This window comes from Pseudomonas sp. 22072 (assembly GCF_052046095.1).
In the GTDB taxonomy this organism is placed as follows: Bacteria; Pseudomonadota; Gammaproteobacteria; order Pseudomonadales; family Pseudomonadaceae; genus Aquipseudomonas; species Aquipseudomonas paracarnis.
In genome coordinates, this window is sequence record NZ_JBQEQE010000014.1 from 137772 (window position 1) to 156523 (window position 18752).

Genomic DNA, 18752 nt, shown 5'->3' on the forward strand with positions numbered 1-18752 from the left:
GATCAGGACTTACGCGTGGCGATGGACACGGAGGTGAAGCCACCCAGGCGCAGGGTGTCCATCACTTCCACCAGGCGCGAAACCTCCACGCCTTTGTCGCTGTTGACGATGATCGTCGACTTGGTATCGGGCTTTTCGGCCGCCTTCAGCGCCGGCACCAGGGCCTCCACCGTCAGGTCCTTGCCGTCCAGTTGCAACTGGCCTTCCAGGCCCAGGGTGAGGATGAATTTGTTTTGCGGCTTGAGCTGCTGCGAACTGCTGGCGCTGGGCAATTGGGTCTTCATGCCGAGCGCGGGAATCACGTTCAGGCTCACCAGTACGAAAAACACCAGCAGGAACATCATCACGTCGATCATCGGGATCAGCTCGATGTGCGCCTTGCGTTTCTTGGGTTCGTCCCAGGTTCTCATTCCGTTACCCCGTCATTGAATTAGGGGCAAAACGCTAACAGCCAAAAATGACCGATTGGTTAACTTTAATTGACCGTTTAGAGGCTCTAGGACGCGTCTTTCAGAAAACTTACCGGTCAGTTTTCGGGCGTAATGAAACTGACACTCGGGGCATCCATGCTTGAGAAATTTATCTTGAGAGCCGGCTCCCATGCCCACTGCACTGCCTCAATTGACGACCCCGCGACTGCTGTTGCGCGCCCTGCAAATGCATCAGGCGCAGGTGCTTTTCACGCTTGCCAACGGGCCGAAAATTGCCGACAACACGGCGAACATTCCAGCGCCCTACACCCTGGAAACCGCCCAGGATTTTATTGTCGGGGCCGCCGACAAGTACCGCACTGGTGAACTGCTGAACCTGGGGATGCATGTGCGCAGCACTGACGAATTGGTCGGCATGGTCAGCCTGCGCATCAACGCTCGCCATCACTATGGGCACTTGGGTGGCTGGGTGGCGGCGCACTGCCGTAACCAGGGGTATGCGGCGGAAGCGGCGAGCGCGGTGATGGACTTCGGGTTCGAGGCGCTAGGGTTGCAGCGCGTGGGCAGCCAGTGTTTCGCGCGCAACAAGGAATCGGCGCGGGTCATGGAGAAGATCGGCCTGCGTTATGAAGGCTGCATGCGCCAGGCGTTTTTAAAGAACGGCGTGTATGAGGACATGCTCGGGTTTGCCACCGTGCGTGATGTCTGGGAGCGCTGCCTGTGAGCGGCGAAGTGGACCACGGCCGGCGCCGGGTCCTTGGCGGGCTGGCGGTCGCTACCGCGTTTTCGATTCTCAGCCCGTTTGCGCGCAGTGCCGGGGTGGATTATCCGTTCACCCTCGGCGTGGCTTCCGGTGACCCGTTGCCAGATGGCTTTGTGATCTGGACGCGCCTGGCGCCGTTGTTCAACGCCGCGGATGGCCGTGGCGGCCTGAGTCGCTCGGTGCCGCTGCGTTGGCGGGTGGCCAGCGATGCGGCGATGACGCGCATTGTGAAGCAGGGCGAAGTACTGGCGACGCCCCGTTTTGCTCACGCAGTGCATGTCGAAGTGGCGGGGCTGGCGGCGGATCGGCCGTATTGGTACCAGTTTGAAGGGCTCGGTGCGCAGAGCCCGGTGGGCCAGTCGCGCACGATGCCGCCGCTGCAGGCCATGGCCTCGGCCCGGCTGGGGTTTGTGTCCTGCTCGCACTGGGAGCGCGGTTACTTCAGCGCCTACCGACACCTTGCCGCCGAGCAGCCGGACCTGGTGTTTTTCCTCGGTGATTATATTTACGACAGTTCCTATGCTGCGGATTCGGGCAAGGTGTTTCGTTCTCACGGCAGCGGCAATGCGCAAAGCCTGAGTGATTACCGCAACCGCTACGCACTGTACAAGACTGATCCAGACCTGCAGGCCCTGCACGCCGCGGCTCCCAGCGTCGTAACCTGGGACGATCACGAAGTACAGAATGACTACGCCAACCGCTGGTCCCAGGACCCGAAGGTGGCGGTGGCGCAGTTTCTCAAGCAACGGGCCGCGGCGTACCAGGCGTTTTACGAACACATGCCCCTGCGTGCCAGCAGCGTGCCGAAGGGGCCGGACATGCGCATCTACCGGCGCCTGGACTATGGGCGGCTCGCGCGTTTTCATGTGCTCGACGGTCGCCAGTACCGTTCCGAGCAACCCTGCATCGCGGCCAATGGCAGCCACCAAGGGCATATTGTCACCACCCCTTGCAGCGACCTGCGTGACCCTGGCCGCACGTTGCTCGGCTGGCAGCAAGAGTCTTGGCTGGACCAGGGGTTTGCCCAGTCCAGTGCGCAGTGGAATGTCATCGCCCAGGATTTGCTGGTGGCGCCGCTGATGCAGCGTGACTTGACCAACCATAAGCTTGGCCGCTGGACCGATGGTTGGGATGGCTACATGGCGAACCGCTCACGGATGCTGGCGTCGCTCGTGCGCAATCGCGTGAAGAACCCGGTGTTCTGGGGAGGGGATATTCATTCGTTCTGGGCCACCGACCTGCATCTCGACGCCGACAGGCCAGACTCGGCGGTGGTCGCCACCGAGTTCGTCGGCTCGTCGGTCACCTCAGATGGCCCTCCCTACGACGCGTTCATGAAGATCATGCCGCTCAACCCCCATGTGAAGTTTTTCGACAGTCGCCAGCGTGGGTATGTGTCGGTGGAGTTGGCGGCCAACACCATGTTGACGAATTTTCGGGCGATCAGTGATCCGCGTGACCCGGCGGCGACGGTGTCGACGTTGAAGTCGTTCATCAATGAATCGGGCCAGCCGAGCGTGGCCCTGTAGGAGCGCGCTTGCTCGCGAAAACGAAAGGGCGCCGATGGGAATCAGGTATCCCGCGTTATCGTTAACGGTCTTCGCGAGCAAGCTCGCTCCTACAGTGTCAGGGTATCAGCGAGGCTGTAGCGCACCGAGAGCGCGCCTTTTTTCTCCGACAACGCCAGGATCGTTACCTGGCCCAGTTCGCTCAACGCTTGAACATGCGTACCGCCACAGGCGTACGCCGGTAATTCGCCGAAGCCGACTTCGCGGGTGCCGTCTTCCAGCGTCATATGGCGGGAATAGTCGGCGGCGATCCATGTGTTGACCCACTGCTGGAGCGCCTGCGCATCCATGTCTTGCGCGGTCTCGCCACGGATAAAAGTGATCTTGCCTTCGCCGGGCCAATGGTGGGCCTTGATCGGCATCCAGCCCAGGCGTTCGCCGGCATTGCCAATCAAGTGCCCCGCCGAATGCAGACGCGTATGCAAGGCGCGCCGCTGTGCGTCGACTCGTGCAACGACGAGGCCGGGCTCCAGAGGTCGGTCGACGTAGTGCACCACCTGTTCGGCTTCCTGCATGACTCGCAGCACCTGGCTGTCGCCGAGCCAGCCGGTGTCGGACGGCTGGCCTCCGCCTTGGGGATGGAAAATGGTCGACTGCACAATCACGGCGAATTGCTCTTCGTACGGGGTGCAACTGAGCACTTCCAGCTCGGCCGTCAGGTGGTCGTGGGTAAAAAACAGGCGCTCGGTCATCATCTACATCCGCATCAGGGTTCTGTGGGCAGTATAAATAGTGCGCAGATGGGTGATAATCCGCTCAATTATCAATGGACCTGTGCGTCATGAGCATCAATCTTCCTTTGCCGCTATTGGGTGAAATGGCGATTTTCGTCAAGGTCGTGGAAACCGGCAGCTTCTCCGAAGCGGCGCGGCAACTCAGCGTTTCACCTTCGGCGGTGAGCCGCAGCATCTCGCGCCTGGAACAAGCCCTGGCCACGCGCCTGCTGCAACGTACCACGCGCAAGCTGCGCCTGAGCGAGGGCGGCGAGGAGGTGTTCAAGCGTTGCCAGGAGATGGTCAATGCGGCGCGCTCGGTGATGGAAATCAGTGGGCAATTTACCCATGAAGCCGAGGGGCTGGTGCGGGTCAGTGTGCCCAAGGCGGTGGGGCGATTTGTGGTGCACCCGCATATGCCGGAATTTTTGCGGCGCTATCCCAAGGTGGATGTGCAATTGATCCTGGAAGACAGGCATGTGGATTTGATCGACGACAACGTCGACTTGAGCATCCGCATCACCGACAGCCCACCGCCAGGTTTGGTCGGGCGCCAGCTGTTGCCCATCGAACATTTGCTGTGCGCGACGCCGCAGTACCTGTCCGAGCACGGTACACCGAGCCATCCCCATGATCTGCTCGGGCACAGTTGCATCTATCTGGGTGAGACACCGGGAGATTCACGCTGGAAGTTTCGCCAGGCTGGCAAGGCGGTAACGGTCGGCGTACGCGGCCGGTATGCGGCGAACCACACCGGGGTGCGACTGGAGGCTGCGTTGCAGCATGTCGGGATTGCCAGCTTGCCGTATTTCACCGCGCGGCACGCATTGGAAGCAGGAGATTTGGTGCAGGTGTTGCCGGGGTGGGATTTTATTGCGTCGTACCATGGCGAGGCGTGGTTGCTGCATTCGCCCACACGTTACCTGCCGCCGAAGTTGCGGGTGTTTATCGATTATCTGGTGGAGTGCATGGCCAGGGAGCCCACGCTGCACCGACGGTAGGAACGCGGTTGCTCGTTCCCACGCTCTGCGTGGGAATGCCACCTTGGACGCTCCGCGTCCTGCCTTTATGCCTGTGCACGGGTGACGCAGAGCGTCACAGGGTAGGTTCCCACGCAGAGCGTAGGAACGAGCATAGTTGTCAGTGCTTGCTCTGGTCCTGAGGCATCGCCAGCAGCTGTTTTTCCTGGTTCCAGTCGAACGGTTCGTCGTTCTGTTCGGCTTCATAGCGACGTTCTTCCAGGGCCTGGTACAGGTCCAGTTCTTCGTCGGGCATGAAGTGCAGGCAGTCGCCGCCAAAGAACCACAGCAGGTCACGGGGCACCAGGTGGGCGATTTGCGGGTAGCGCAGGATGACCTGGCTCATCAGGTCCTGGCCCAGGTACTGGCTTTCGATCGGGTCGATTGGCAACAGGGCGCGCAGTTCGTCGAAACGCTCCAGGAACAGCGAGTGGCTTTCCTCGGGTACCTGTTCGGCTTCGCCGACGGCAACCAGGATGCTGCGCAAGTGGTCGAGCAAGACAAGATGATCGGCAACGACGTTGGACACGAGATAAGGCCTCTAAAGCAAAAACGGGCGCGAGAGTATAAGCCTCTCGCGCCCGTTTTTATATGACCGCTCGACTCAGCGGACTTTATCTTCTGCCTGCATCAGCTCTTCCTTGCTGAAATCATCCACGTCGATCACCTTGCGTCGCGCAGCCTCGGCATCGCGCAAGGTTTGCGCCTCGGCCGGTTGCAGCACGCCGGCCTGCAGGGCCGCGTCGATGGCATGCTCGCCGGCAGCCGGCTTGACCTGGCCGCTTTTGAGCGCGCTGTGGAGTTTTTTCTGCAAGGGGTGGCTGGCACCGAGCAGGTCGTAGGCATGTTGCAGGGCGCCCACGGGATCTTCTGCTGATTGCGGGCGATAACAGCCGGCCAGCAATTCTTCCAGGGTCGGGTCGCCTTTGGCGCGGCCGATCACGGCTGCCACTTCGGCATCCAGAGCGTCGGACGGCCCGGTATGACGACGCCCGAACGGGAACACGATCACCCGCAACAGGCAGCCCAGCACCTTGTTCGGGAAGTTGCTCAGCAGCTCATCCAATGCGCGTTCCGATTCGCCCAGGCTTTCTTCCATGGCCCAGGCAAACAGCGGCTCCAGATGGTCCGGCGAGTCCAGGTCGTGATAACGCTTGAGCGCCGCCGACGCCAGGTACATGTGGCTGAGCACATCACCCAGGCGAGCGGACAAGCGTTCGCGGCGCTTGAGCTCGCCACCCAGCAACATCATGCTCAGGTCGGCCAGCAGGGCAAACGCAGCCGCCTGGCGGTTCAGGGCACGGAAGTAGCCCTGGCTCAAACGGTTGCCCGGGGCTTTTTCGAAGTGCCCGAAGCCCAGGTTCAGCACCAGGGTGCTGGCGGCGTTGCTGACGGCGAAGCCGATGTGCTGCATCAGCAGGCCGTCAAATTCCTTCAACGCCTGGTCATGGTCTTCGCGGCCGGCCAGGGCCATTTCCTTGAGCACGAAGGGGTGGCAGCGAATCGCGCCCTGGCCGAAGATCATCAGGTTACGCGAAAGGATATTCGCGCCTTCCACGGTGATGAAGATCGGTGCGCCCTGCCAGTTGCGGCCCAGGTAGTTGTTGGGGCCCATGATGATGCCCTTGCCGCCGTGCACGTCCATGGCGTGGCTGATGCACTCACGGCCGCGTTCGGTCAGGTGATACTTGAGGATCGCCGACAACACCGACGGCTTCTCGCCCAGGTCCACGGCGTTGGCGGTGAGCATGCGTGCGCTGTCCATCAGCCAGGCGTTGCCACCGATGCGTGCCAGGGCTTCCTGGATGCCTTCGAAGGCCGACAGCGGTACGTTGAACTGTTCGCGCACCTGGGCGTATTGGCCGGTCACCAGGCTGGTGAACTTGGCGGCGCCGGTGCCGACGGCGGGCAGCGAGATCGAACGGCCGACCGACAGGCAGTTCATCAGCATCATCCAGCCCTTGCCGAGCATTTCCTGGCCACCAATCAGGTATTCCAGGGGGATGAACACATCCTTGCCGGAGTTGGGGCCGTTCATGAAAGCGGCGCCAAGCGGCAGGTGACGACGGCCGATTTCCACGCCAGGGGTGTCGGTAGGAATCAACGCGAGGCTGATGCCCAGGTCTTCTTCTTCACCCAACAGGTGGTCCGGGTCATGAGCCTTGAAGGCCAGGCCGAGCAAGGTCGCGACCGGGCCGAGGGTGATGTAGCGCTTTTCCCAGTTCAGGCGCAGGCCGAGGGTTTCCTTGCCTTCCCATTCGCCTTTGCAGATCACGCCGGTGTCGGGCATGGCGCCCGCATCGGAGCCGGCCAGCGGGCCGGTGAGGGCGAAGCACGGGATGTCGTCGCCACGGGCCAGGCGCGGCAGGTAATGATTGCGCTGTTCCTCGGTGCCGTAGTGCAGCAGCAGTTCGGCGGGGCCGAGTGAGTTGGGGACCATCACGGTGGAGGCCAGGTCACCACTGCGGGTCGCGAGCTTCATGGCGACCTGGGAGTGGGCATAGGCGGAGAAGCCCTTGCCACCGTACTCCTTGGGAATGATCAGGGCGAAGAAGCCATGGGTCTTGATGTGTTCCCAGGCTTGCGGCGGCAGGTCCATGGCCTGGCCGATTTCCCAGTCGCTGACCATGGCGCAGAGTTCTTCGGTGGGGCCGTCGATGAACGCCTGCTCTTCCTCGGTCAATTGCGCCTTGGGGTAGGCCAGCAATTTGTCCCAGTCCGGGCGGCCACTGAACAGCTCGCCGTCCCACCACACGGTACCGGCATCAATCGCATCGCGCTCGGTCTCGGACATCGGCGGCAGCACTTTCTGGAACCAGCTGAACAGCGGCTTGGTGAAGTATTGGCGGCGCAGGTCAGGCAGCAACAAAGGCGCGGCCACCACGGCCAGGAGTACCCAGAAGATCAGCAGCAGCCAACCCGGTGCGTGGCTCCAGGCGCCCATCGCCAGCAGGTAGACGGCGACCACACCCAGGGCGGGCAGGGGGGCAGTACGGCGGTGTGCCAGGTAGGCAATGCCGACCACCAGCACCAGTATCCACAACAACAGCATATTCAATCCTCCGTGAACCAGGGGCGAAACCACCAGGGAGCTTAGTCGGCATCCGAACAAGCCGGGTGATCAGGGTGTAACAAGGTGTACTGGGCAACCCATCAGCCGGCGCCGGCATTTGGCCGAATCGTCGTTATCTCTCTGGCAGGCCTGGTGGTTAAACTCCAGGCTCCCCTCGGAGATCAAGCTCATGAATACGTACTTGAGTCCCAGCCGCTTCATCGATAGTGACCACCCTGTGGTGGTGGAGTTCGCCGAGAAACATCGCGGAACCCGCCCGGATTTAAGTGACCAGGCAGTCAGTCTTTACTACGCCGTGCGCGAGGCCATTCGCTACAACCCCTATACCTTCAGCCGTGACCCCAACACCTTGAGCGCCAGCTTCGCCCTGGCGGCCGGCGAAAGCTACTGTGTGCCCAAAGCTACGTTGCTCGCCGCTTGCGCGCGCCACTGCGGCATTCCCGCACGCATTGGCCTGGCGGACGTGCGCAACCACCTGTCCACACCGCGACTGCTCGCTCTGCTCAAAAGTGACGTGTTCGCCATGCACGGTTATACCGAGCTTTACCTGAACGGCCGCTGGGTCAAGGCCACTCCGGCGTTCAACCAGCAACTGTGCGAAGTGTTCGACGTGCCGCCGTTGGAATTCGATGGGCTGCACGACAGCGTGTTCCACGCGTTCAATCGCCAGGGCCAGCGTTCTATGGAGTACGTGGTGGACCACGGGCAATTTGCTGACGTGCCCGAAGCATTTTTCTTCGGGCATATCCGCCAGTGCTACCCGCACCTGTTTGGCGACGATGCGCCCACCTTGCTCGGCGATATGCAGGGCGATTTAAGCCGCGGCTGAACCGGCGTATGCTGCTGCGTTCATCAAGCCATGTTCATCAACGATAAGGCGCGGTCATGCTGAAGATCTGGGGTCGTAAAAATTCATCAAACGTCAGGAAAGCACTGTGGTGCGCCGAGGAACTCGGCCTGGACTATGAAGCAATTGATGCGGGCGGGGCTTTTGGTGTGGTCGATACCCCGCAATACCGGGCCATGAACCCCAATGGCCGGGTGCCGGTGATCGAAGATGGCGACTTTGTGCTGTGGGAATCCAACACCATCGTGCGTTACCTGTGTGCCAAGCAGGCATCGGACTTTTACCCCAGCGACCTGCAAGCCCGGGCCAACGCCGAAAAGTGGATGGACTGGACCACTTCCACGCTCGCCGATCCGTTCAAAGCGGTGTTCTGGGGCATCGTGCGCACCCCGGCTGACCAGCAAAACTGGGACAGCATCAATGCCGGGCGCCAAGCCTGTATCGACGCGCTCAAAACCGTCGAACAAGCCCTCGCCGAGCAACCCTACCTGTCCGGCCAGGCGTTCGGCATGGGCGATATTCCCTTGGGCTGCTTCATCTACGCCTGGTTCGAGATGCCCATCGAACGCCCTGCCATGCCCCATCTGGAGGCCTGGTACCAGCGCTTGCAACAGCGCCCGGCCTACCGCAAGGCGGTGATGACCGCGTTGACTTAATACACACTATTAATACGGGTGACTGTACTTGTGCGGCATGGGCACGCACCATGCTCGCACTGCATCGCAGGTTGAACTACCTGCGGTGTGCCTTTATCTATTCTTTCTATTCCCTTCTTTGGTGCGTACTTCCATATGAGTTCCGCTCTGTCCATCCGGCAGCTAACCAAAACCTACGGCAACGGTTTCCAGGCCCTGAGTGGTATCGATCTGGACGTTGCCGAAGGTGACTTCTTCGCCTTGCTCGGCCCCAACGGTGCCGGCAAATCCACCACCATCGGCATTCTCTCCACCCTGGTCAACAAGACCAGCGGCACGGTGAACATCTTCGGCCACGACCTGGACAAATCCCCGGCGGCGCTCAAGCGCTCCATTGGCGTGGTGCCCCAGGAATTCAATTTCAACCAGTTCGAAAAGACCTTCGACATTGTCGTGACCCAGGCCGGCTACTACGGCATTCCGGCGAAAGTCGCCAAGGAACGCGCCGAGCAGTACCTGACTCAACTGGGCCTGTGGGACAAGCGTGACGTACCTTCGCGCTCGTTGTCCGGTGGCATGAAGCGACGCCTGATGATCGCCCGCGCCCTGGTGCATGAGCCGCGCCTGTTGATCCTCGACGAACCTACCGCCGGCGTGGATATCGAGCTGCGCCGCTCGATGTGGACCTTCCTCACCGAACTGAACGAGAAGGGCATCACCATCATCCTCACCACCCACTACCTGGAAGAGGCTGAGCAGTTGTGCCGCAACATCGGCATCATCGACCACGGCACCATTGTCGAGAACACCAGCATGCGCAACCTGCTGGGCCAGTTGCATGTGGAAACCTTCCTGCTCGACCTGAAGAACAACCTGTCGGTGGCGCCGCAGTTGCTCGGCTACCCAAGCCGGCTGGTGGACAGCCACACCCTGGAGGTGCAGGTGGACAAAGCCATGGGCATCACCGCGCTGTTCACCCAGTTGGCCACTCAGAACATCGAAGTGTTGAGCCTGCGTAACAAAACCAATCGCCTTGAGGAGTTGTTTGTGTCCCTGGTGGAGAAAAATCTGGCGAAGGTGGCGGTATGAGTTCCGAACTGCAACCCAACCTCGTAGCGCTGCAAACCATTGTTTATCGCGAAGTGAAGCGCTTTACCCGGATCTGGCCGCAGACCCTGCTGCCACCGGCGATCACCATGGTCCTGTACTTTGTGATCTTCGGTAACCTGATCGGCCGGCAGATCGGCGACATGGGTGGCTTCACCTACATGGAATACATCGTGCCGGGCCTGATCATGATGTCGGTGATCACCAACTCCTATGGCAACGTGGTGTCGAGTTTCTTTGGCAGCAAGTTCCAGCGCTCCATTGAAGAGCTGATGGTCTCGCCGGTGTCACCGCACACCATCCTCATCGGCTACACCCTGGGCGGCGTGTTGCGTGGCCTGATGGTGGGAGTGATCGTGACGCTGCTGTCGCTGTTCTTTACCCAGCTGCAGGTGCATCACCTGGGTGTCACTATTCTGGTGGTGGTGCTGACGGCGACGATCTTCTCGCTGCTGGGCTTTATCAACGCCGTGTTCGCACGCAACTTCGATGATATTTCCATCATCCCGACCTTCGTGCTCACGCCGCTGACCTACCTGGGCGGGGTGTTTTACTCCATCACCTTGCTGCCGCCGTTCTGGCAGACGGTGTCCCTGGCCAACCCGGTGCTGCACATGGTCAACGCCTTCCGCTACGGCATTTTGGGCGTGTCGGATATCAAGATCAGTGTGGCGATCACCTTTATGATCGTTGCGACCGTGGTGCTGTATATCGGTTGTGCGCGGTTGCTGGTGAGTGGGCGTGGGATGCGTACCTAGCCGCTGACGGCACGCGGTAAAAAATGTGGGAGCGGGCTTGCTCGCGAATGCGGTAGATCAGTTGCTGATGCATTGACTGACACGACGCCTTCGCGAGCAAGCCCGCTCCCACATTTGCTATGTGTAGGGCTTTAAGCCTTCAGTGCCAATTCGATCAGGGCATGCAGCTCTTCAACAGCCAAAGGCTCTGCCGAAAACAGAATACGAAACACCGTCGGTGCGGCGAGCAGGTTGATCAGATGGTCAACGCTCGGTGGCTGTTCCTGCGGGTAGCGGTCAACAATCACCTGCAACTGCCCACTCAGGATGCTCACGCAATACCCTGGCGTCGGGCTGCTCTGCACGTCGCGCATCATGTTGCGGCCTACGTCCGAACTCATCTCATCCAGGTATTGCTCGGCCCAGGCTTGCAGGTCGCCACGCAGGCTGCCGGTGTTGGCCGGTTCGGTATCGGGGCGCATACGGGCCAGGGCGACGTCGGCGAGCAGTACTGACAGATCGCCCCAGCGCCGGTAAATGGTCGACGGCGTGACGCCTGCACATGCCGCAATCATCGGCACGGTGACGCTGGAACGCTCATGGGCTTCCAGCAATTCGCGCACCGCTCTGTGGACGGATTCTTGTACCCGGGCACTGCGGCCCCCCGGGCGGAGGCCTTCTTTGATCGCCATGGGCGAGACCTTAACACAAAGAATTTGCTTTAAGCGCCAGCGAATAGCACACTGCACAAAAGCAAAATATTAGCTTTAGCGGAGCGTGCCCATGTCCAGTGTCATCTCTCAGCGGTCCAGCCTGGCGGTTCTAGTGATCATGGTGCTGACCTTTCTCGCCGCCTCCAGCGCGCCGACGCCCTTGTACCAGGTGTATCAAGACCACCTGCATTTTTCGGCGGCCATGCTCACCGCCATCTTTGGTGTCTATGCCGTGAGCCTGCTGGCGGCCCTGCTGACGGTGGGGTCGCTCTCGGATTACCTGGGGCGCAAGCCGGTGATCTTCGCCGCGCTGCTGCTCAATAGTGTGGCGATGCTGCTGTTTATCCACGCTGACAGCACCGCCTGCCTGCTGGCCGCCCGCGTGTTACAGGGCTTCGCGACTGGCACTGCCACAGCGGTATTGAGTGCGACGCTGCTCGATACCGACCGCGTCCGCGGCCCGATGCTCAACAGCCTTGCACCGATGCTCGGCATGGCCAGTGGTGGCCTGGGCAGCGGGCTGTTGGTGGAGTTCGCGCCGTGGCCAACCCAATTGATCTATTACACCCTGCTGGGCTTGATGGTGTTGCAGGCTCTGTATGTGTGGCGCCTGCCTGAAACGGTCAGCCGCACACCCGGCGCCTTGAAGTCCCTGGCGCCAACCCTGCATGTGCCGCCGCAGGCGCGCCGCGCGTTGTGGCTGGCGATGCCATTGAATGTGGCCGTGTGGGCGCTGGGTGGGTTTTTTTCCTCGTTGGCACCGTCGTTGGTGCGTGTCGCCACCGGGTCGACCTCGCACTTGATCGGCGGCGGGCTGGTGGCGGTGGTGACCTTGAGCGGCGCGGTGATGATCTACAGCCTGCGCAACCACGCGGCTGACAGGTTCATGCGCGTGTCGGCTGCACTGCTGGCCGTGGGCGTGGGGTTGCTGCTGGTTGCCGTAAACATCGCCAGCCTGTGGCTGTTCTTTGTCGCCAGTGTGATCGCAGGCCTGGGGTTCGGCGGCGGCTTCATGGGCAGTGTGCGCAGCATCGTGGGCCTGGCGTTGCCCCATGAGCGGGCGGGCCTGATGTCGGCGTTCTATGTATTGAGCTACCTGGCGTTCTGCATACCGGCGTTATTGGCGGGGAACCTGAGCCGTGTGTTTGGCCTGATCGCGACCACGGACGGCTACGGTGCGGTGCTTATCTTGCTGTCTCTCGGCGCGCTTGTTGGGTTGTTGTGGCGGGACACGGCGCAGGCAAGGGCGAGGGCCTGATTGCGATCAATATAGGTAAAATAGATAACAGTTAGAGATATTACCCGTTATATAGATATTCGATCAGGTTCTATCATGGCTTCAACCTCAAATGAGGAAGAGGATTAACCCATGACCTGCTCGACTACTCACCGCTACAAACCCTTCAGTCACCTGACCCGTCCCCGGGAAGTGATTCGCCAGTTCACCCCGAACTGGTTCGCCGCGACCATGGGCACCGGTGTGCTGGCGCTGGCCTTGGCCCAGTTGCCAGTCAACTTGCCAGGTTTGCACGCTATCGCCGAGGGCCTGTGGCTGTTCACCATCGGCCTGTTTGTGCTGTTCAGCGTGCTCTACGCCGCCCGCTGGGTGATGTTTTTCCACGAGGCGCGACGCATCTTCGGGCACTCCACCGTCTCGATGTTTTTCGGCACTATCCCCATGGGGCTGGCGACCATTCTTAATGGCTTGCTGCTGTTCGGTTTGCCGCGCTGGGGCAGTGATGTCATCCCGCTGGCCGAAGTTCTGTGGTGGTTGGACGTCGCCATGTCCTTGGCCTGCGGCGGGCTGATCCCATTCATGATGTTCACCCGCCAGGAGCACAGTATCGACCAGATGACCGCCGTCTGGCTGTTGCCCGTGGTGGCGGCCGAAGTGGCGGCGGCCAGCGGCGGCTTGCTTGCGCCGCACTTGGCCGATGCCCATTCGCAGCTGGTGATGTTGGTGACCAGCTACGTGCTGTGGGCGTTTTCCCTGCCGGTAGCGTTCAGCATCCTGACCATCCTGATGCTGCGCATGGCCTTGCATAAGTTGCCTCACGCCAATATGGCCGCGTCGAGCTGGTTGGCCCTGGGCCCGATCGGTACCGGTGCCCTGGGCATGTTGCTGCTCGGTACGGATGCCCCCGCGATCTTTGCCGCCAATGGCCTGGCCAGTGTCGGTGAAATGGCCCACGGCCTGGGCCTGATTGCGGGCATCACCCTGTGGGGCTTCGGCTTGTGGTGGATGTTGATTGCGGTGTTGATCACCCTGCGTTACCTGCGCGCCGGTATCCCGTTCAACCTGGGCTGGTGGGGCTTCACCTTCCCATTGGGGGTTTACGCCTTGGCCACGCTTAAATTGGCGAGCCTGTTACATCTGGCGTTTTTCAGTGTGTTTGGCAGTGTGCTGGTGGTTGCGCTGGCGCTGATGTGGCTGATCGTGGCCAAGCGCACCGTGCAGGGCGCTTATAAAGGCGAGCTTTTTGTTTCGCCTTGTATTGCCGGGCTAGCGAATAAGTAAGCAGGATTAGGTAAAGTCGTGGCCTGATAAATAAAGGCCACGCAGGAACACGGACGACGATGAGCCATCCTTCCCAATTCACCTTGCTGCGCACGCGGCGCTTCTTGCCGTTTTTCATCACCCAGTTGCTGGGCGCGTTCAACGACAACATCTTCAAGCAGTCGCTGATCCTGGCCATCCTTTACAAGCTCACCATCGAGGGTGACCGCTCCATCTGGGTCAACCTGTGTGCTTTGTTGTTTATCCTGCCGTTCTTCCTGTTCTCGGCGTTGGCCGGGCAGTTTGGCGAGAAATTCAACAAGGACGCGTTGATCCGCGCGATCAAGATCGGCGAGATCGTGATCATGGCGGTGGGCGCGACGGGTTTTCTGACCAATCATCTTGAACTGATGCTGCTGGCGCTGTTTGCCATGGGCACTCACTCGGCGCTGTTCGGCCCGGTGAAGTACTCGATCATGCCCCAGGCCTTGCACGACGATGAGTTGGTCGGCGGTAACGGCCTGGTGGAGATGGGCACGTTCCTGGCAATTTTGGCCGGCACCATCGGTGCCGGGATCATGATGTCTTCCACCCATTACGCGCCGGTGGTGGCGGTGGCGATTGTGGCCGTGGCGGTGCTGGGCTACCTGGCCAGCCGCAGCATCCCGCGCGCAGCGGCTTCGACACCGCAGCTGCGCCTGGACTGGAATATCTTCACTCAGTCCTGGGCGACTTTACGCATGGGCCTGGGGCAGACGCCGGCGGTGTCGCGCTCGATTGTCGGCAACTCATGGTTCTGGTTTGTCGGCGCGATTTACCTCACGCAAATACCTGCCTATGCCAAGGAATGGTTGTACGGCGACGAAACCGTGGTGACCTTGATCCTCACGGTGTTCTCGGTGGGCATCGCCCTGGGCTCGATGCTGTGCGAAAAGCTTTCCGGGCGTAAGGTGGAAATCGGCCTGGTGCCGTTTGGCTCATTTGGCCTGACCGTGTTCGGCCTGCTGCTTTGGTGGCACTCCGGCGGCTTCCCGCAGAACGTGCAAGCCAACGATTGGCTCGCGGTGCTCAGCTACGGCCAGGCGTGGTGGGTGCTGTTCGATATCCTCGGCCTGGGGGTGTTCGGTGGCTTTTACATCGTGCCGCTGTATGCGCTGATCCAGTCGCGTACCGCCGAGAACGAACGGGCACGGGTGATCGCGGCGAACAACATTCTCAATGCACTGTTCATGGTGGTCTCGGCCATCGTGTCCATTCTGCTGTTGAGCGTGGCCAAGCTGTCGATCCCCGAGTTGTTCCTGGTGGTGTCGCTGCTCAACATCGCGGTTAACACTTACATCTTTAAAATCGTCCCCGAGTTCACCATGCGCTTCATGATCTGGCTGCTCAGCCATTCCATGTACCGCGTGGAGCATCGCAACCTGCAAGCCATCCCGGATGAAGGCGCGGCGTTGCTGGTGTGCAACCATGTGTCGTTTGTCGATGCGCTGTTGATTGGCGGCGCAGTACGTCGGCCGATTCGCTTTGTCATGTACTACAAGATCTACCGCTTGCCGGTGCTCAATTTTATCTTCCGCACCGCCGGGGCTATTCCGATTGCCGGGCGCCATGAAGACATTCAGATCTACGAACAGGCGTTCGCGCGCATTGCCCAGTACCTCAAGGATGGCGAGTTGGTGTGCATCTTCCCGGAAGGCAAGCTGACAGCCGATGGCGAGATGAATGAGTTTCGCGGTGGGGTGACGCGCATCCTGGAGGAGACGCCGGTGCCGGTGATCCCGATGGCATTGCAGGGGTTGTGGGGGAGTTTCTTCAGCCGTGATCCGAACAAGGGTTTGTTTCATCGGATCTGGTCGCGGGTGGTGTTGGTGGCGGGCGAGCCGGTGGCTGTGGAAGCGGCAACGCCTGAGCAGTTGCACGCTGTGGTGGGCGGTTTGCGGGGGAGTGCCAGGTAGTTTGTCGTTGTTTGTCAGGGCATCATCGCAGGCAAGCCAGCTCCCACATTTTGAATTGTGAATACAGTCAAATGTGGGAGCTGGCTTGCCTGCGATAGCGGTAGTGGCTTATGTCGAGATCTTGAGGCCAATCAGCCCACAAATAATCAACGCCACACTCGCCAACCGAAACAACGCCATGGATTCTCCAAACAGGATAATCCCGGCAATCACGGTGCCCACGGCCCCCACGCCGGTCCAGATGGCATAGGCGGTGCCCAGCGGCAATTCCTTCATGGCCAGCCCCAACAACCCAAGGCTGACAGCCATGGCGGCAATCGTCAGGGCGGTGGGCAGCGGCTTGCTGAACCCGTCGGTGTACTTCAGGCCGACGGCCCAGCCCACTTCAAACAACCCGGCAAAAAACAGAATGATCCAGGACATGATGACCTCGCTTCTATCAAAGTGGGGTCGTCCCCGGGTGAGCGCTTGATAGCGTCGCGAGGTCGTCCCCGCGAAGTTCGGTAGAGTGCCGAAATTGGACCGGGCGATCAAGTTACGGCGTGGTTTCCAGGGCGCGGCGGTCTTCCTTTTCGCTCATGCGGCGGAAATAGGTCGACAGCAATGCGCCGGAAATATTGTGCCAGACGCTGAACAACGCACTGGGCACCGCCGCCAGTGGCGAAAAGTGCGCACTGGCCAGCGCGGCACCCAGCCCGGAGTTCTGCATGCCCACTTCCAGGGCCAGCGACTTGCGTTGCGCCAAGGGCAACTTGAACAGGCGCCCGGTGAAGTAGCCCAGCAGGTAACCGAAGCTGTTGTGCAGCATCACCACGGCCATGATCAGCAGGCCCGACTCGGCAATCTTGCCTTGGCTTGCGGCAACCACGGCCGCGACGATGATCACAATGCTGACCACCGACACCAGTGGCAGCACATCCACCGCATGCCTTACCCGATCACCGAGCAAGCGCTGCGCGACCACGCCCAGTACGATGGGTAGCAGCACCACTTGCAGGATCGACCAGAACAGTTCCATGAACGACACTGGCAGCCAGGCCGAGGCCAGCAGCCAGATCAACGCCGGTGTGAGCAGCGGGGCGAGGAGGGTGGTGACCGCGGCAATCGCCACCGATAACGCCAGGTCACCCCGGGCCAGCCAGGTCATGACGTTGGACGACGTGCCACTTGGGCAACAGCCGACCAGGATCACGCCAACGGCAATTTCCGCCGGCAAATGGAACGCCTGGCACAGCAACCATGCCACGCCCGGCATGATCACGAAATGCGCGACCACGCCCAAGGCCACGCGCCACGGGTGGCGAGCGACTTCGGCGAAGTCTTCCAGTTTCAAGGTCAACCCCATGCCGAACATCACCAGGCCCAGCAGTGGGACGATGGCGCTTTTCAGGCCGATGAACCAGCTGGGTTGGAGAAAGGCGACAACGGCAAAGATCAGCACCCAGTAGGCAAAGGTGTTGCCGACAAAGCGGCTCAAGGCGGCGAGTGCGCGCATGGGGATGTCCTTTTTTATTCGATTTCCGAGTTGTCGATGCAATCAAATGTGGGAGCTGGCTTGCCTGCGATAGCGGNCCAGCTCCCACACTGACCGTGCCCGCATTGGATCGGTGTTGCTTAGATGCCCTGTGGTGTCTCTTCGCCGCCCAGTGCCTCGACCAGCGCCGGCAGGAAATCGCCGAAGGTCAGCATCATCAAGGTAAAGCTGGCATCCAGTTGGCCCAGGGCTTCGTCGCCGCCGTCCTGTTCCGCCTGGTCTTGCAGCAGGTCTTCGAACTTCAGGCGCTTGACGGTCATCTTGTCGTCGAGCATGAAGGACAGCTTGTCCTGCCACGCCAGGGACAGTTGGGTTACGACCTTGCCGGTGGTCAGGTGCAGCTGGATCTCTTCGCCGGTCAGGTCCTGGCGTTTGCAGCGCACGATGCCGCCGTCTTCGTGGGTGTCGCGCAGTTCGCATTCGTCGAGGACGAAGAAGTCATCAGCCGGTTTCTGGGTGGTGACCCAGTCAGTCATGATTGCAGTTGGTGCGGTTTTTACCGTCAGAGGGCGGACGGGCAGGGTGCCGATCACTTCACGCAGGGTCGACAGCAGGTCTTCGGCACGCTTGGGGCTGGCCGAGTTGACCAGGATCAGGCCCTGTTTCGGCGCGATTGCAGCGAAGGTCGACGAGCGACGGATAAAGGCACGCGGCAGGAAGGCCTGGATGATTTCATCCTTGATCTGGTCGCGCTCCTTCTTGTAGACCTTGCGCATTTGCTCGGCTTCGATCTCTTCGACTTTCTCTTTAAGTGCATCACGCACCACGCTACCCGGCAGGATGCGTTCTTCCTTGCGAGCGGCGATCAGCAGGAAATCGCCGCTGACGTGAACCAGGGGGGCGTCTTCACCTTTACCAAAAGGCGCGACAAAACCGTAAGTGGTCAACTCCTGGCTCGCACAAGGGCGCGCCAGCTTGGTGGCCATGGCCGCTTCCAACGCCTCGGCATCAACAGGCAGATCTTGGGTCAGGCGATAGATAAGCAGGTTCTTGAACCACATGGGGTGAGTCTCTCCTCTATACAAAGGGGGGCATTATTCTCTTGATCACGCCGCAGGCCAACCCTGCCTAAGCCATTGGAAGGGCTGAAAAAAAAGATTTAAGAAAGTGCTTGCCAGACTTAGGGTCGCTCCGTAGAATGCGCGCCACACCGAAACGAA

At 60.6% G+C, this 18752-nt stretch carries 18 protein-coding genes; 10 read left to right on the plus strand and 8 right to left on the minus strand.

What is annotated here, in order from left to right; genetic code table 11:
• Positions 1–2: 2 nt before the first annotated feature.
• Complete coding sequence (locus ACTJLA_RS16460) at positions 3–410, minus strand: ExbD/TolR family protein (RefSeq protein WP_014717774.1); 408 nt, start codon at positions 408–410, stop codon at positions 3–5.
• 190 nt (positions 411–600) lie between these two features.
• Between ACTJLA_RS16460 and ACTJLA_RS16465 the strand changes: the two genes are divergently transcribed.
• Positions 601–1155 carry a GNAT family protein gene (locus ACTJLA_RS16465; RefSeq protein WP_314551310.1) on the plus strand — a complete coding sequence of 185 codons (555 nt, stop codon included), beginning with the start codon at positions 601–603 and terminating at the stop codon, positions 1153–1155.
• Positions 1152–2723 carry an alkaline phosphatase D family protein gene (locus tag ACTJLA_RS16470; protein WP_314551307.1) on the plus strand — a complete coding sequence of 524 codons (1572 nt, stop codon included), beginning with the start codon at positions 1152–1154 and terminating at the stop codon, positions 2721–2723. Before ACTJLA_RS16465 ends, ACTJLA_RS16470 begins: the two co-directional genes overlap by 4 nt.
• 89 nt (positions 2724–2812) lie before the next feature.
• Here the strand turns inward: ACTJLA_RS16470 and ACTJLA_RS16475 are convergent, their stop codons facing one another.
• A complete protein-coding gene (locus ACTJLA_RS16475) occupies positions 2813–3454 on the minus strand; it encodes a serine-tRNA(Ala) deacylase AlaX (protein ID WP_034127270.1) in 642 nt (213 codons plus the stop codon).
• A gap of 89 nt (positions 3455–3543) precedes the next feature.
• On the opposite strand from ACTJLA_RS16475, the gene ACTJLA_RS16480 reads away from it, so the two are divergent.
• A complete protein-coding gene (locus ACTJLA_RS16480; RefSeq protein WP_197900621.1) occupies positions 3544–4476 on the plus strand; it encodes a LysR family transcriptional regulator in 933 nt (310 codons plus the stop codon).
• 139 nt (positions 4477–4615) lie between these two features.
• Here ACTJLA_RS16480 and ACTJLA_RS16485 read toward each other — a convergent pair whose 3' ends face one another.
• Both ACTJLA_RS16485 and ACTJLA_RS16490 read right to left on the minus strand, forming a co-directional pair.
• Entirely contained in the window at positions 4616–5023 is a 408-nt protein-coding gene (locus ACTJLA_RS16485; RefSeq protein ID WP_003190109.1) for a PA2817 family protein, read from the minus strand.
• 75 nt (positions 5024–5098) lie between these two features.
• A complete protein-coding gene (locus ACTJLA_RS16490) occupies positions 5099–7546 on the minus strand; it encodes an acyl-CoA dehydrogenase (RefSeq protein ID WP_054921694.1) in 2448 nt (815 codons plus the stop codon).
• A gap of 190 nt (positions 7547–7736) precedes the next feature.
• Between ACTJLA_RS16490 and ACTJLA_RS16495 the strand changes: the two genes are divergently transcribed.
• The 4 genes from ACTJLA_RS16495 to ACTJLA_RS16510 all read left to right on the plus strand — a co-directional run bounded on the left by ACTJLA_RS16495 (position 7737) and on the right by ACTJLA_RS16510 (position 10914).
• A complete protein-coding gene (locus ACTJLA_RS16495; RefSeq protein ID WP_054897863.1) occupies positions 7737–8396 on the plus strand; it encodes a transglutaminase-like domain-containing protein in 660 nt (219 codons plus the stop codon).
• Positions 8397–8452: 56 nt separating this feature from the next.
• Positions 8453–9070, plus strand: a complete 618-nt coding sequence (locus tag ACTJLA_RS16500) for a glutathione S-transferase family protein (RefSeq protein WP_032892575.1) — start codon at positions 8453–8455, stop codon at positions 9068–9070.
• Between the two features lie 135 nt (positions 9071–9205).
• Positions 9206–10138: an ABC transporter ATP-binding protein gene (locus tag ACTJLA_RS16505; RefSeq protein ID WP_014717781.1), complete on the plus strand. Its 933-nt coding sequence runs from the start codon at positions 9206–9208 to the stop codon at positions 10136–10138.
• A complete protein-coding gene (locus ACTJLA_RS16510) occupies positions 10135–10914 on the plus strand; it encodes an ABC transporter permease (protein ID WP_017529785.1) in 780 nt (259 codons plus the stop codon). Before ACTJLA_RS16505 ends, ACTJLA_RS16510 begins: the two co-directional genes overlap by 4 nt.
• Before the next feature lie 131 nt (positions 10915–11045).
• Here the strand turns inward: ACTJLA_RS16510 and ACTJLA_RS16515 are convergent, their stop codons facing one another.
• On the minus strand, positions 11046–11585 hold the full coding sequence (locus ACTJLA_RS16515) for a TetR/AcrR family transcriptional regulator (RefSeq protein ID WP_072435554.1): 540 nt from the start codon (positions 11583–11585) through the stop codon (positions 11046–11048).
• 91 nt (positions 11586–11676) lie between these two features.
• On the opposite strand from ACTJLA_RS16515, the gene ACTJLA_RS16520 reads away from it, so the two are divergent.
• From ACTJLA_RS16520 to ACTJLA_RS16530, 3 genes are all read left to right on the plus strand, one after another.
• A complete protein-coding gene (locus ACTJLA_RS16520) occupies positions 11677–12864 on the plus strand; it encodes an MFS transporter (protein WP_440841616.1) in 1188 nt (395 codons plus the stop codon).
• Positions 12865–12975: 111 nt separating this feature from the next.
• The gene (locus ACTJLA_RS16525; protein WP_440841617.1) at positions 12976–14124 is read left to right on the plus strand and encodes a TDT family transporter; all 1149 of its coding nucleotides are present in this window, start codon (positions 12976–12978) and stop codon (positions 14122–14124) included.
• A 59-nt stretch (positions 14125–14183) separates the two neighbouring features.
• Positions 14184–16058 carry an MFS transporter gene (locus ACTJLA_RS16530; RefSeq protein WP_054921686.1) on the plus strand — a complete coding sequence of 625 codons (1875 nt, stop codon included), beginning with the start codon at positions 14184–14186 and terminating at the stop codon, positions 16056–16058.
• A gap of 108 nt (positions 16059–16166) precedes the next feature.
• Here the strand turns inward: ACTJLA_RS16530 and sugE are convergent, their stop codons facing one another.
• The 3 genes from sugE to rdgC form a co-directional block, all read right to left on the minus strand.
• On the minus strand, positions 16167–16481 hold the full coding sequence (gene sugE, locus ACTJLA_RS16535; protein ID WP_010211634.1) for a quaternary ammonium compound efflux SMR transporter SugE: 315 nt from the start codon (positions 16479–16481) through the stop codon (positions 16167–16169).
• 112 nt (positions 16482–16593) lie between these two features.
• On the minus strand, positions 16594–17553 hold the full coding sequence (locus ACTJLA_RS16540; protein WP_003190129.1) for a bile acid:sodium symporter family protein: 960 nt from the start codon (positions 17551–17553) through the stop codon (positions 16594–16596).
• Positions 17554–17672: 119 nt separating this feature from the next.
• A complete protein-coding gene (gene rdgC, locus ACTJLA_RS16545) occupies positions 17673–18593 on the minus strand; it encodes a recombination-associated protein RdgC (RefSeq protein ID WP_005786703.1) in 921 nt (306 codons plus the stop codon).
• Positions 18594–18752 lie beyond the last annotated feature (159 nt).